Genomic DNA, 14,561 nt, shown 5'->3' on the forward strand with positions numbered 1-14,561 from the left:
GTCAGATTAGCGGGCCTGTTAGCTTCTATTTCTTGCCGTTCACAGAATGCGGCTTCTTCTGCATAATCAAAACCGCTACTAACTCGCTGGCAAGAAGTACCGCCATTCCGAAAATTGCCGACAAGCCCAATCGCTCATTAAAAAGCAGGACTCCAAACATTACCGCAAACGGCACGCCGGAAAATTGAAAGACACAATTAAGTAACGTCGAGCCTCTACCCCAGCCTAGGGTGACACAAAACTGCTGAAGTACAGTAAAGAGCGCCAACAGAATAAAAATAGGATCGAGAAAACTTTTATAGGGTTTACTTTCTAACGGGAAAAGGACTGCCGCAGTGATACAGCACGTCAGCGAAAAATAAAAAATTGTTCTTTCACTAGGTTCCCCTCTTTTACCTAAACCCTTGAGAGAAAGACTTGCAAGTGAAAGGAACAATGCGCTCAGTAATGCGGCTGAAGAGTAGCCAAAACCAACCTCGCTAAAAGAAGGACGGTTAACAAGAAGAACTCCGAAGAAGCCAAGAGGTATTAAAGGAAGAATCTTTAACCATACCGAACGCTTTTGATTGAAAGCATGCAAGCAGAAAAAGAGGCTAGTAAATAGCGGTGCCGTGTAGTACATCGTCTGAGCGTTGATAACCGGAATATTTTGTGCAGCTTCTATAAACAGAACAACTGCCCCGATACCGCATAAACAGCGAATCGTTGTCAGAAGTGCGTTAGGAGTCTTAATGGAAACGTGAGAATGCTTAAGGAGCGAGTATGAAATTAAGGCCAGAGGAAAATACCGAACGAATAAAATTTGGGATAAACAGTATTCATTGTTAGCAACATTTAGACATGCGGTAATACTTGCTGCAAAAAAGCCGGAACAAATTACCAATAGGCTGTAAATTGGATTCGTATTCCGGCTTGGGTTCATATTTTTAGAATTTATGATTCATACCTACAGCAAGCTGCCATGCGTTAACCATATTGGCGCGGAAAGGTAAACCGCTTGCTTTCAAAGAAGCAGTTCCGGAAAGCAACTTTCCGCCGTCAGCATAGCCGGCGAATCCGTACACGTAAGTTCTCTTGCTCAGAGGATACTCATAGGCAGCATTGATGTTCCAAGAATTGTATTTATCTTCCATACCGGCCTTCTTGGCTTTTCCATCCAATTTACCCAAAAGCAACTTGCCTCCGAACTTTAACGTACCACCAGCCAAAGGAGTTGCGCTTGAGAGAAGAATCACATGCTGTTTGCGTTTATTGTCCTGGGTTCCGTATTGATAACCGAAGAAGACTTTGGTCATCGAGAACTTATAGGAACCGCCGGCAGAAATCACATAAGCCGGTTTAAGCGCTTCGGAAGACTTATTATCGAGAGTTTCAAAAATAAGCTCTGCATTTAACGGTCCCTTGTCATACATCGCCCCGATTCCGTAGTAATGATCGTTGTGAGACCACTTTTCGTCATCTGTTGTTGTACCGTTAGAGTACATGGCTTGGACTTTAAAGCCGTCAAAACTCGGAGAAACGTAGGCCAATGCGTTATTAACGCGGCTTTGGTTAAAGGTATAGCCAATAAAAGAGGCTACACCGTAACCGATTCCAAAGGGGCTCCACTTCGCCATATTGAAATCACCGGTACCTCCGCTAAGTGAAACCATTCTTCCGAAAGCAATCTTGCCAAACGGACCCGTTACATCTAAATAGCTCTGACGATTGAAGGCACCATTCTGTACAACACCGTCTTTGCTCCAAGTATTGAACTGAGCTCCTGTGTCCAAAAGGAAGCCCTGTTCCAAATCAAATCCGACAGAATAGCCATTACCTAAATCTTCTCTGCCGCGAATGCCGATACGATTTCCCATTGAAAAACCGGATGTAAATTCCAGCATTGCATCCTGCCCTTTGACTTTATAGCCGGTGACAGCTGCATCAATCACACCGTAGACCTGAACATTACTTTCTGCTGCATAAACCCCAGTCATGAGTAAAGCAGCCGCAGATAAAGCAAGAACTTTTTTCATAACTTGTCCTCGTATTGTTCGAGGAGACAACGTATTCGTTGTCTCCTATGTGGGTTTGAAGATTAGTTCCAGGTCAGAGTGTGACGTGTTGCGATACCGCACATATTATTAGGCTGGAGCATAAAGAAGCGGTTCCAGTTCGGCTGAACGCTAATGTAATTCTTGCCATTGGAGTCAACACCCGTGTATGTGATCATGTAACGATCCGGCATATCAGCAGCTTTGCTGGTATCTTCCCAATAAATTGCCTGACGTTTTCCGTTTGCTTCTTTTGCAAGTTTCTCTGCTTCAGCTTTGGTCAGCATCTTTCCGCCGCCGTTGTACATTTTCTCTATCTTTTCTAAAGCAGCAGGCAAAGGTTTGGCATTAGCTGCAGGTTTTGACTGTCCGAACACCTGTTCGTTTTTATAGGCCACTAAACGATTAATAATATTGTTCGGAGAAGAAGCTGGGTATTTTGCATCCAAGAACGGATATTCAGCACGGCCTTGTTTGCTCACGGTATATGCGCAGTTTGTATCTCTCAGTGCTTTTTGATATCCGGGAGCTTCTTCAAGTTTGAATCCGGGTTTGGAAGAATCAATACCATAGTCGCCGTAGACAAAGGCGTTTTTGGGATTGACCATTAAAGGACGATAGAAGTAACCGATGATGATCATCTTCTTGGGATTCACGACGTAGACGTCTTCATAAGACATGAAATCGCGAATCGCATTTTCTTTCGCTTTTGCCAACTGCTGGGGATTCAGATTAGGATCGAAGTGCCAAAGGAGATTCCATTCTTTAATGGTCGTCAAGGACTTGCTCATAATGGCTTCAAGCTTCTTCAGAGCTTCAGCATCTTTCTTCGGATCTCCAGTATTGATCGATTTAGAAGTGATGACTTCTACCGGACCGTCAAACTGCACGCCATAGCTGTCGTAGTAGTTATAGCCATGATTTTTGATTTCATTTTCGCGAAGCTGCTTGACCCAAGCAACAGAAACACCTGTTCCGGACTTGCTTGCTCTCAAGATCTTGCCGCTGTCTTTGGCAGTTGTTCCGTAGAAAACAAAAGTTCCTTTAGCCGGATCGTAATCTGTCGTCAACTCTGCAGTGATGTTTTCCGGTCTGTTGCCGTAAGAAGTCGCGATTGCGTACATATTTCTACCGCCGCCGATTTTCTTTCCGTCGAACGTGCTGGGACCGGTATAAAGGAAATCAGCTGCCATATCTGCCAAAAGTTTTTTGCCTTCGGCTGTCTTGGTTAAGACAAATGCTCCAGAAGTTGCTTCACGCTTCTTAGTAGCACCGGAAATTTCCTGAACTTGGGGAGACGCAGTACTCACGGCTTGTGTTTTAGCAACTTCTTCTGCGAAGGACGAGCCGCAGGCCAAGGCCAAAGCAGAGGAAACTAGGATGGTTATTGGGGCTAAAGCAAAGGTCTTCATATATTCTCCTTGGTAGATGTGTCGGTACACCTCCTGATTCTATGAAGTTTGTTTACAATTAGAAATAGCAAATAAATCAACCTTGGAATTGCGTTTTTTGTAAATTCGATGCCATCCAAAAAAGACCCTTTTAATTCGGATCATATTGATTTTCTGTTAACTATTGCGGATACCGGCGCGATCGGCAAAAGCGGAGAAAAATTTAATCTTTCTCCCTCTGCGGCGACACGACTGCTCGATCGGTATAGGGATTTTTTCGGCGATCCGCTGTTTGTTGTATCTAAAGGCGTTTTACTCCCCACCTCTTATTTTCACAACCTTAGACCCAAGCTCGAGAGTTTCTTGGAACTTGCTTCGACTATTCGTGAACGAGATTTCGATTTAAAACACTGCCGGCGCCACTTTAAATTCTCCTGCTCACCGGGTTTTGCTCCTTCTATGATGGCTTATGTTTTACCGAGAATACTTTCCGAAGCTCCTGAATGTACCGTTGAACACGTCAGCATCGGAGAAAGTCCTATCTCAGTACTCATGAGCGGCGATATTGATCTTTTGATCGGGAGAGCCGTCGGTCTTCCGCAACAAGCACATTACGCCGACCTAAAAACGGGACACCGCTGCTTATTGGTTAGGAAAGATCATCCGCTGATTTATAAAGACAAGATCACGGTTGATGACTTGACTCAGTACAAACGCGTTTCGTTATCTTCGGGACGCAAACAGGATTGGCGATCGCCGGACGATGAGATTTTTTCAGGAAGGAACAAAAATGAGTCCGTGTTTTTCAAAACCGACCGTGCGGACATGGCTTGGAAGGCTATTTCGGAATCCGATCTTATTTTGATTAGTACTGAAGAAAGCGCAAAAACCGCTTGCACCCTTTATCAGAACCTCACAATTGTCGATCTAGTCCCGCATCTCAAATTGAACAGTCCAAAGATGGCCATCATTTGGTCAGACAGTAAGCATAGGGATCCGGCTCACCAATGGTTTAGAAATCTTTTTTTGCAATGGAGACAAGATTGAGAACGTCTGTTATCTTTTTACACTTAGATGGATTATTCTCCCGCTGATTACAAAATTAACCAAATAAACGATTTCAAATAAAAGTGAAACAACCGGATTGAAAAGAACTCCTCCAATTTCATGTCTAATCAACCCGGCTGCCCTTAGGTGGAAGATTTATACGGACCTATAGTTTTGATACTTCTTGAATAGAGCCTCCATCTTGTTTGGATCGACCAAATTATTTACGTCGAATAGTTCTTCAATGACAGAGTCCGGAAGAACATTAGCTTTTTTAGCTGCTTCTTTGCACGTGATTCCTTCGTCGATCGCGATATGCGCAATCTTAGTTCCGATTTCATAACCGAAAAGAGCCGAAACCATTGTTGCTAACGAAGTCGACTTTTCGGTCATATCCAGACAGTGTTTCCGATTTGCGGTTATTCCTTTTATGCATTTGTCTGCGAAAACACGCATAGTTCTTGAAATCAGATCGGCACTTTCAATGAAGCTCTTAATCGGAATACCGGAAGATGTTCCAAGCTCAAGCCAGCCGGATAAAACGCCTGAAACCAGACCTGCGTGATTGGCACAAACACGATCAGTAGACAAAAAGACCATCTCGGGAATAACGGGATTTACCTTTCCCGGCATGATCGAAGACCCCGGTGCCACCGCCGGAAGGTTGATTTCTCCAAACCCGGCTCTCGGGCCCGAACCCAGCAGTCTGATGTCACGCGCAACTTTCCAAACTAACGTTGCGAGGGCTTGCAGATGTGCGTGTGCAATCACCAATCCGTCTGTTGCCATCATTCCATCATACAGATCTTCTTCTGTATGAATCGGACGGCCGCAAACCTCAGATAAGTGTTTATCAATCACGGCTCTGAATCCGGGCATACAGCCCATACCCGTGCCTACACAGGTTCCGCCGATACAGGATTGATTCCATCTGGCTTGCTCTGTTTTAAGCCGTTTGACTAATCGTTCGGCGGCATGGGCAAAGGCGCCGAACTCTTGCCCGAGCGTCATCGGAACCGCGTCCTGCAAACAGGTTCTTCCCATTTTTATGACGTCTGCGAATTCGTCTGCCTTGCTTCTTAAAACTTCGGCAAAATACTCCGAAGCTTTGATGACTTTACCCATTTCGTCATAAACAACCATTTCCTTGGCGCTCGGAATAAGGTCATTGGTTGACTGGCACATGTTCACGTGAGTGTTCGGGTGGATCGTTCCCTTCGCCTTATCTCCCGTCATCAATTCGTTAGCGCGGTGTGCGATAACTTCGTTGACGATCATGTTGGCAGGAGTGCCGGATCCTCTGTAAATGTTGACGACAAAGTTTCCTTTGAATTTTCCCTCGGCAACCTCCCAAGCTGCTTTTTCAATAAATTTGGCTTTTTCCGGATCTAAGGCCCCGATTTCTGCATTAGCACGAGCACAGGCGATCTTGCACAATGCAATTGCACGGATATATGAAGGATAGTTATCCAATGTCAGAGGACCCACATCGAATGCTTTTCTGTTCCTTTCCGAGACAATACCCCAGTAGGCCTCCTCAGGAAGCTCCATCTGGCCCAAACCATCATGTTCTAATCTCATATTGCACCTATTAATCAATTTTTCTTAAAGAAGAATATTTGCGGAACATCTCGATAGTTTCTTTTCTATCGGCCAGCTTTCTGACATCAAATAACTCTTCTGCAATCTTCGGATCAATAAGCCCCTCCTCAAGGGCGACTTCTTTACAGGATTTCCCTTCATTGAATGCCTTATGGGCAATTTTTGTACCGATGGGGTATCCGTATAAGGCAGAAACCATCGTTGCCAGAGAGGTACTCATTTCAGCGTTCTTTCTAGCTAATTCGGCGTTAACCTGGATCCCCTTGATGCAAAGATCCGCGACCAGTCTGAATCCCTTTTCAATTAATTCGAGAGATTCCATAGCGCCAAGGAAACTACCGCAAGTACTCGAGCAAAGGTCCAAATCAGATTCATTTACCGTAAGAGTGGCCATCATGTCGTGGGAGATGACTTGCTGCATGATCTGCAGAAGCATTTCCGGCATGTAGGGGTTGATCTTTCCGGGCATGATGGAGGAGCCCGGAGCGATCGACGGAAGGATAAACTCTCCGATTCCAGTTCTCGGGCCGGAGCTGAAAATGTACAAATCATTTCCAATTCTGCCTCCCGCACAGGCGATACATTTCAAAACCCCAAGAAGGTAAATAAATGAGTCATTGTTTTGGGAGCCGTCAAACAAAGCGGAATCTTCGATTACTTCGTCCATATTCTTAGCCTGACGCATTTCAAAGCCGACAATATCACTGAGGTGCTTGTAGACGGCTTCGTTGTATCCGGGCATTTCACCCATACCGCTGCCGAGAACCGTTGCTCCAAGGATTGTTTCCTGATATTCCGGCAATAATTTCTCCAGCCTTTTACGATTTCTTTGGACCAGGGACTGCCAAGCAGCAAAAACTTGACCGAAAGTCATGGGAACAGCATCTTGCATACATGTTCTCCCCAGACGCGGGAGGTCTTTAAATTCGATCGCCTTTTCTTTAAGCGCATCCTCGAAATATTTAACGGATTCCACTGTCTTCTTAATCATCCGGTAAAGGACGATCGCTTCTGCAGCCGGGTAGGTATCGTTGGAAGACTGGCACATGTTGACGTGCGTGTTCGGATGAACTTCATCGTAACCTTTGCGGCCCGTCAAAATTTCGTTAGCCCTGTTCGCGATGACTTCGTTAACGTTCATATTGACCCCGGTCCCATGGCTGCGCCAAATATTGACGGGGAATTGATCGGAGAGTTTTCCTGCGATGATCTCATCACAGGCTTGAGCGATTGCATCGGCTTTACGAGCTTCGAGAGCCTTGATTTCTTTATTGGCAAGCGCCGCGGCCTTTTTTACTTCAGCAACCGCTCGAATCACGTGAGGAAGTTCGTTGAAAGTATGATCCGTCACATCATAGTTTTGAGCGCATCGGACAGTTTGAATACCGTAGTAGGCTTCTTCCGGAACAGGAAGTTCGCCTAAGGCGTCTTTTTCTATACGCATGAATTAACTCCTTAGAACACGAAATAGGAAATAACAAGACCGAATAAAATCGAGCTGATACATGTCACAAAACCGGGCAACTGGAAGCTGTGGTTCAAGACATAGCGGCCGATTTTTGTCGTCCCGGATCTATCAAAAGTGATGGCTGAAATAGCACTGCCCGTTGCCGGGAAGAAGAACAGTCCGTTTACGGCGGGCGCAAATGCCACCAAGGAGCCCAGCGGCAGCCCTAAGGAAACACCGATCGGCACGATGGATCTGGTTGTCGCACCTTGGCTAAGAAGAAGAGCGGACATCACGAAAATCATCACTGCAAAGAGGATTGGGTACTCTCTTACAATTCCGCCGAGACTGTCAATAACAAAAGCCTTGTGTGCTAAGAAAAACGTATCCGTCATCCATGCGATACCGAAAATTGCGATTACGCCTGTCATACCGGCGGAGAAAACGCTGCTCTTAGCGATTTTTCCAGGCTGTAATTTGCAGGTAAATACCATGATGAAGGATGTTAGAAAGGCAATGATTTCAATCGCATTGGGAATTGACAGATAAGAGACTTTTCCTCCGACATTCCAACTGGGCATCAATGCCTTGACGCTTCCCAAAAGGACAATGAAGAAGACGCCTAATGCGAATAACGTTACGGAAAGGACGGCTTCCTTCGTCGGTTTGTAATTTTTAGATTCCCCGGAACCAAAGGTAATATCTCCGTTTTTGACGAGCTTTAAGAACTCAGGATCTTTTTCGAGTTCAAGTCCTTTTTTATAAACACTCAAAGCTCCGACAATAATTCCCAGGAAAATAGCCGGGAACAGAACCATCATAATTTGTCCGAGGCTTACGCCGTGAGCGGCCAAAACAGCCAGCAGAGCTGCCGTGGAGGCAGAAACCGGACTCGCGGAAATTCCATGCTGACTTGCCACCAGCGCGATTGACATTGGTCTTTCCACTCTTATCTTTGCTTCCAGAGCAACTTCACAGATAACGGGATAGACGGCCAGAGCCACATAACTCGTACCGGTGAAGACTGTAAACAAAAATGTGACGATAGGCGCCATGAAAGTAATTCTGTCAGGGCGACTGCGAAGAACTTTTTCTGCAAGATGGACGAGCAAATCCAACCCGCCGGCGACCTGAAGCGTCGCCGCCATGGAAGAGACTGCGATGATGATAAGCAGAACGTTGACAGGCGGAGAAGCCGGTTTTAATCCGAAGACAAAGACCAAAATAAATAGTCCGACACCTCCGGCAAAACCCATAGTCACACCGCTCTTTCTGGCGCCTAGCATGATACAGGCCAGAATAATCAGGGCTTGAATCCAGATCATAAGATTTCTCCAGGAATTTAAGGATTGATCCAAAAGGATCTTTTTTATCTTTGAGCCGAACTCGGATAGACTGAGACAATCCCAACTTAAATTAATATTTAGTATGCGTTAAACTCAGGTTGGATATCCGGACGGTAATTCCGTGAAAAAATTAATAAACCCACCTTTACCGCGGAGGACTCTATGGAACAGAAAAAAGACTTCTCAAACCTGTTTCTAAGTCATTCGGCTTTAATTTTCTTAAAGGCATCGGAAACACGGAATTTCAGTGAAACGGCCAAATTTTTTAGAATCACTCAGAGCGCAGTTTCCCGATCCATGAGGGAATGGGAAAAAAGCTGGGGATGTCCCCTTTTTGATCGAAGTTCTCGGCCGATATCATTGACGGCTGAAGGAAGAATTATTAATCAGGAACTTCAAAAGCATTTGAAATCTTTTCTTGATTTAGCAGATTCGATTCGAAAAGAGAGCAACTTGAAGCCGGTCGTTAGAGTCGGCTGTGTCGAGAGTTTGAGCGTGGACCTCCTGCCTAAACTTATCCTGCGGCTCAGAGATAAAACACGTCAAATCGTTACGATTTTAGCTACTTCCAATTCACTGCACCGCGAGCTGCTTGAGGGAAAACTTGACATCATTATCTCCTCGGACTCCACAGCGGAACTTTCCGGCTTGAATAGGACATTGATTCTTCAGGAAGGCAGTCTCCTCGTACTGCCCAAATCATTAAAAGACTCCAATTGCTGGAAATCTTGGAAAGGCCTTCAATTCTGCGGTTTGCCCTTTATCAAATATCACCATGCTTCCGGAGGAGGCAAATTAAATGATGTTTTTATGCGAACCGCAGGAATCTCAGTAGCTAATCAAATAGAAGTTGACAGCAACAGCACGATGCTTTCTTTAATTGCCCAGGGGGCCGGATGGACGATTTCAAGGGCATCTACGATCCTCCAAAACAAAGGGCTGATGAATGAAATTTTGTATTTACCCATGCCCGAACCTCTGCTGGTCAGAAAAGTTTATGTACTCACTCGTCAAAATGAACCTTCGGCTTTGATGCAGGAATTCACGCAGTTAGCCTGTTCCATTCTCAAAGAATCAGTTGCCCCCGAATTAATAAAAATTGCCCCCTGGTTGGAACAGGATATTTTTGTTCTTGATCCTACAAGCGGTGTGATGGTTGATATGACAGGTAAAAAAGCCGAAGAAAGATAAATCCTGAGTTTTGCTCATGATTAACATGAGCTGAAGTGTTTTTTGTTCGACCGCGCTGTATTCCCAATAACAATGTTGTTCGTACGAAATTATTTTGATTGTTATGATCAACAAAGGCCCGCTCTTAATTCTTCTCGGTTCGGTTTGTTTTAGTTTTTCCGGAACCTTTCAGCAATATGCACCTAGTGGTGCGACGCCCTTTACCATCACCGAAGCGAGGATGTTAATCGGCGCGGCGGGATTACTATTTTGGTGTCTTTTATCAGGAAAATTCCGTGTTTCTTTCGGCAGTTTGAGGTGGAAATATCTCGTTCTCATGGCCGTGAGCTTACTTTCCTTTCAACTGCTTTTCTTCTCCTCGGTCCTGAAAACAGGGGTTGCGGTCGGAACCGTGGTTGCCATAGGCTCTACACCTATTTGGACGGCGATCATAGAAAAAACTGTTTTTAATAAATCTCCCCGCAGTGTTTGGTTCATCGCCACAGCAATCGCCGTCGTCGGAATAATCCTGTTAAATCTTCAGAACTTTTCGGGGCAAGTAAATATTCTCTATACCTTCCTCCCCTTGTTGGCCGGGCTTGCCTATGCATTGGAAATTGTTTTTGCAAAAGAGGCTATGCAAGGCTCTTCTTCCGAAGTGTGCATGATGATTGTTATGGCGCTTGTCGCCCTTTTCAATCTTCCATCGTTATTCTTCAATGAGTTAACTTGGGCCTTCACATCCAGAGGTATTTTGGTTTGTCTTGGACTAGGCCTTGTGACAGCGTCCATGGCGTTTGCGCTGTTTTTTGGAGGCACAAAGACCACACCTGCTGCCGTTGCTTCCACCTTAGGTATGGCCGAACCGCTCGGAGCCGCTTTATGGGGAATAACCCTTTTGCACGAGCCGTGCACTCTCACAACCCTCTCCGGAATTGTGCTGATTTTGTTGTCTCTTATTCTTTTGATCAAACCCGAGAAACAAACTGCCTACTCCACTCAATAGCTTGTGACTAGTTCGAAAGCTGTGAAATAAATATTTCCAATCAAGAATCGGTGATTCTTTTCGTTTGAGGTAGTCTTTCTAACCTAAAGCTGAGATTTAGTCTATAAGGCGGTTATGGCAAAGATTGCCTTAACCGTCTTATCTACAAGCGTACTTTTAATAGAAGGCGTCAAGAACTTCCGCGGCATAAGGTCGTAACCTCGCTCCGCTACGGCTTATTCCACGGTTTCTTGACCCACTCAAGATCACGAGGAATTCGATATTTGAGCTTTGGATAGCGCCCACGTTTAACCAGAACACAGAACGGAAGAAAAATTATTTTTTTTTACCTTCTGCCCACGAGGGATAAGAATCTTGCCCACTGATTCAATATTTCCCACGCCATTCGTAGGTATGTGTCTTATAGATTTCTTTCCAAAATAATTCCAGCTCGCCGGTAGTTTAGGAGTCTATTCCTTCTATGGAGAGCTGAGTAATGAGCTATTTAAAAAGACGAATGAATTTGATAAACAGATCAGAAGTCGTTTAATGGCTAGAACATCAAGAAGGAACATCGAGTTGGCGCTGAACATGCCGTACTTTTCAATTTCAAGGAAGAAGTTAGTTACTATCTCCCTCCCATTCAACAGCGGTACCCAAAGTTAAATTTATTTTGCTGAACTTAGGAATCAACTCTTGCTCCAAAGCTATTTTTACCACTGATGCAATTTCATCGGCGATCGGCCTAAAATATTCTTCTCTATACAAAAGATAGAGGGTTCTATAACCTTGTTGTCCAAATAAAAATTTATAGGTGACTTTCGATAAATCACGATTAGCCCCCCAAATATTTACAGCTGGCATCAAACTCCAGTACTTTTCTCTTTCGACCAGTTGAATAATACTTTCAATAGTACTTAGAGAGATAGTCCAATTATTAACGCCCAACTGTCTTAGAACTCGAGAAGTATGGAGCCAGTCTTGCGTCTGTCTATGAAATTGAATACAGGGGTGATCACTCGCATATTCAACAAGCTCCTGTTTGGAGGATATCACGTGCTCTACCTCTCTCGGCAAAATTAATAAGTACTTCTCTCTGTATAAAACCCTTGAGGTAAATTCAGAGAAACCGGCCATCGAAGTCGTAGCAACAGCAATGTCAACAAAACCTTTCTGAAGCATACCTATCACTTCCGGTGTGTTACCTGAAAAAGTTGCAATATCAGGGATCGACCCTATCAATGCATTTACCAAAAAAGGAGATATTGCCCTGGAAAAAGATACTGAAGAAGCAAAGCGTAAGCCATGAGTTTTACACCCTTGAAACTCTCTGGCTTCAGCTATTAGGGAGTCTACAGAATCAGCGATTGCTTGCGCTTTCGCCTGTATTTTTAAACCAGCAGACGAAAGGATAAGATTATTACCTTCCCGCTCAAAAAGTCTAACTCCTAGAAAGGTTTCAAGTTTTTGTAAAGTTCTGGAAACCGTCGATTGATTTACATTTAATTTTTTTGCGGTTTGCGTAAAAGTCCCTGTCTTAGCAACTAAAAGAAATGTGCTCAATTGATCTAAAGTCACGCCCCTAGGTGTCTTAGACATAGGTCCTCCAAATAAAAAATTTTCTACTTCTTACTCAGTCTCAGCTTTAGTTTTCTTCCTTAATAATATTTGTCCAAAAACTAGCAGAATAATGGAAGCAAAAAGAAGATGCAGACCTCCAATTTGCAATTTTGAAACCGGCTCTCCTAGAAAAACAATTCCGATAATTGAGGCTCCAATAGGCTCAGCAAGTCCTAAGGTCGCGCCTATAACGCTGCCTGTATATTTAAGACCCGTCATAAACAAGCTGAAGGCCAGCCCAACAGAAATCAGCCCAATCCCAACAACAACTACTGCACCCTTGGTTGTAAAAATCCAGTCGAATGGAAAAAGGAAAATTACAGGAAACATAACTACAGATGCGATTCCCATTACTATCATCATTGTCGTTTCAGCTGGAATATGCTCCATTACTTTAGGCGTTACTACCAAAAGAACTGCATAAACAAATCCGGCTGCAATCGGCAGGATAGAGTAAAGCAACGAAGAAGAGCTTGTATCAAAAGATTCTGCATTCATGTGTACAATTCCCGCTAGGGCAAGGAAAGTAGCAACATACCAACGAATAGGCGGGGCCTCTCCATATACAACTTTCTCAATAATCGCCGTCCATAAAGGTGTAACGCCAATGGCGACAACGGCTGTAGTTGAAACCCCGACCGCCTTTACAGAAAAAAAGAAAAGTGGAGAATATGCGAGGATACAACCTGTACATACTGCTATGTATTTCCAAGGCAGAGCTTTCCAGTTCTTGGGAAGTTTATGACTGAAGAAGCACCATGCAAAAAGACAAAGACATCCCACCGACATCCTAGCCTCCCCCACTATCCATGGAGAAGCATCTTCAGGAGCTATGGATTGAAACATACCAGTTGTACTAAAGCATAAAGCCCCTAGAAGCAATAAGATAGCAGCTCTAAATGTTGTCATAAGCCACCCTCCTCTTGAAGTTTTCCTTCGAACTCTTTGATATTTTTAGAAAAAAAGTTGAGGGATATGGACACTCCTATGGTTAAGAAAACTGCACCAATGATCATGTCGTACGCAGGAAACTTCTGCATGAGAACATGAGTCATTACAATTGCAAAAATCGTTTCAAAAACCATTAGCTGAATACTGAGAGAAGTGGGAAGCTTTTTACAGGCATAATTCCAAAAACTCATGGCCCCTATTGAACAAAATAAAGCATTAAAGCTGAGAATCCCAATTAATAACCAAGGATCTGAACCTAAAAACGGTGTACCGGGAAGAGCTTTTGACCAAAAAAGAAAATAAAGGGGAGCTGCGAGAGGGAGCAATATAGAGTTCTGAACAAGAGTCCAGGTAAGGCTGCTAAATTTAGGATGGCTCTGAAGCCACTCGGCATTAACCATTGGATACCATGACCAGAGAATAGTATGCAGAATCCCTAATGCAACGCCCATGAAATATCCAGTTGCGGAACCTTCTGGAATATTTCCTAATTCCGAGAGATTGCTGATAATAAAACCTAGACAAATTAATCCTAAAGGAATAAATAATTTTTGGAGCTTAAGTGAGGGACGCCCTAATTTCTTATCCCGCTCATTTGATATGACTGCAACCAATACCGGGATTGCCCCTGTCGTTAAACCTGAAATTGAAGCACCAGCTAACTCACTGCAGTAAAGCATTGCCAAAAAATTAATCAAATTTCCTATGACTGTTAATTTGATTGCAACTAACCAGTCTGACTTTTTCAAAAATTTAAGTTGATGCAGTACCGGCAGAAGCATGGCAATTGCGATTAGAGCAGTGATACAACAACGTATCAAACCTGACTGCATTGAGGTATACATAGGCAAAAGTTGTGGCAACAGATAAGTTATCGCCCATAAAAAGCATGCAATCAGAGCACTGAGTACGCCTAAAAACATGATCGCCCCCAAAAATCAAGATTCGATTTAAATTATCTCCACTCTC

Annotated in this window: 12 protein-coding genes and 1 pseudogene; 4 read left to right on the plus strand and 9 right to left on the minus strand. The window is 44.0% G+C overall.

What is annotated here, in order from left to right; all coding sequences use genetic code 11:
• Positions 1 to 25: 25 nt before the first annotated feature.
• From HMPREF9439_RS06785 to HMPREF9439_RS06795, 3 genes are all read right to left on the minus strand, one after another.
• Complete coding sequence (locus HMPREF9439_RS06785) at positions 26 to 622, minus strand: hypothetical protein (RefSeq protein ID WP_008864276.1); 597 nt, start codon at positions 620 to 622, stop codon at positions 26 to 28.
• 304 nt (positions 623 to 926) lie between these two features.
• Positions 927 to 2,015, minus strand: coding sequence for a porin (locus HMPREF9439_RS06790; protein ID WP_008864277.1), 1,089 nt, complete (start codon positions 2,013 to 2,015; stop codon positions 927 to 929).
• Positions 2,016 to 2,077: 62 nt separating this feature from the next.
• Positions 2,078 to 3,445 carry a hypothetical protein gene (locus HMPREF9439_RS06795; RefSeq protein WP_008864278.1) on the minus strand — a complete coding sequence of 456 codons (1,368 nt, stop codon included), beginning with the start codon at positions 3,443 to 3,445 and terminating at the stop codon, positions 2,078 to 2,080.
• 108 nt (positions 3,446 to 3,553) lie between these two features.
• On the opposite strand from HMPREF9439_RS06795, the gene HMPREF9439_RS06800 reads away from it, so the two are divergent.
• A complete protein-coding gene (locus HMPREF9439_RS06800) occupies positions 3,554 to 4,471 on the plus strand; it encodes a LysR substrate-binding domain-containing protein (protein ID WP_008864279.1) in 918 nt (305 codons plus the stop codon).
• Between the two features lie 156 nt (positions 4,472 to 4,627).
• Here HMPREF9439_RS06800 and HMPREF9439_RS06805 read toward each other — a convergent pair whose 3' ends face one another.
• From HMPREF9439_RS06805 to HMPREF9439_RS06815, 3 genes are read right to left on the minus strand one after another with little or no spacing between them, the layout of a single operon-like run.
• The gene (locus HMPREF9439_RS06805) at positions 4,628 to 6,052 is read right to left on the minus strand and encodes a lyase family protein (RefSeq protein ID WP_008864280.1); all 1,425 of its coding nucleotides are present in this window, start codon (positions 6,050 to 6,052) and stop codon (positions 4,628 to 4,630) included.
• A gap of 10 nt (positions 6,053 to 6,062) precedes the next feature.
• Positions 6,063 to 7,517: a lyase family protein gene (locus HMPREF9439_RS06810; RefSeq protein ID WP_008864281.1), complete on the minus strand. Its 1,455-nt coding sequence runs from the start codon at positions 7,515 to 7,517 to the stop codon at positions 6,063 to 6,065.
• Between the two features lie 11 nt (positions 7,518 to 7,528).
• Entirely contained in the window at positions 7,529 to 8,845 is a 1,317-nt protein-coding gene (locus HMPREF9439_RS06815) for an anaerobic C4-dicarboxylate transporter family protein (RefSeq protein ID WP_008864282.1), read from the minus strand.
• Between the two features lie 183 nt (positions 8,846 to 9,028).
• Here HMPREF9439_RS06815 and HMPREF9439_RS13640 point away from each other — a divergent pair.
• The 3 genes and pseudogenes from HMPREF9439_RS13640 to HMPREF9439_RS06825 form a co-directional block, all read left to right on the plus strand.
• A pseudogene (locus tag HMPREF9439_RS13640) lies at positions 9,029 to 9,232 on the plus strand (helix-turn-helix domain-containing protein); the annotation flags it as partial.
• An 87-nt stretch (positions 9,233 to 9,319) separates the two neighbouring features.
• Entirely contained in the window at positions 9,320 to 10,057 is a 738-nt protein-coding gene (locus HMPREF9439_RS06820) for a LysR family transcriptional regulator substrate-binding protein (RefSeq protein ID WP_244862411.1), read from the plus strand.
• A gap of 103 nt (positions 10,058 to 10,160) precedes the next feature.
• Positions 10,161 to 11,042: a DMT family transporter gene (locus HMPREF9439_RS06825; RefSeq protein WP_008864284.1), complete on the plus strand. Its 882-nt coding sequence runs from the start codon at positions 10,161 to 10,163 to the stop codon at positions 11,040 to 11,042.
• Between the two features lie 600 nt (positions 11,043 to 11,642).
• On the opposite strand, the gene HMPREF9439_RS06830 is transcribed toward HMPREF9439_RS06825, so the two are convergent.
• The 3 genes from HMPREF9439_RS06830 to HMPREF9439_RS06840 are packed head-to-tail and all read right to left on the minus strand — an operon-like array spanning position 11,643 to position 14,515.
• Positions 11,643 to 12,620 (minus strand): LysR family transcriptional regulator, encoded by a 978-nt coding sequence (locus tag HMPREF9439_RS06830; protein ID WP_008864285.1) that lies wholly within the window; start codon positions 12,618 to 12,620, stop codon positions 11,643 to 11,645.
• 30 nt (positions 12,621 to 12,650) lie between these two features.
• Positions 12,651 to 13,550: a DMT family transporter gene (locus HMPREF9439_RS06835; protein ID WP_008864286.1), complete on the minus strand. Its 900-nt coding sequence runs from the start codon at positions 13,548 to 13,550 to the stop codon at positions 12,651 to 12,653.
• A complete protein-coding gene (locus HMPREF9439_RS06840; protein ID WP_008864287.1) occupies positions 13,547 to 14,515 on the minus strand; it encodes a DMT family transporter in 969 nt (322 codons plus the stop codon). Before HMPREF9439_RS06840 ends, HMPREF9439_RS06835 begins: the two co-directional genes overlap by 4 nt.
• Positions 14,516 to 14,561: the final 46 nt, after the last annotated feature.

The organism is Parasutterella excrementihominis YIT 11859 (assembly GCF_000205025.1).
GTDB lineage: Bacteria > Pseudomonadota > Gammaproteobacteria > Burkholderiales > Burkholderiaceae_F > Parasutterella > Parasutterella excrementihominis.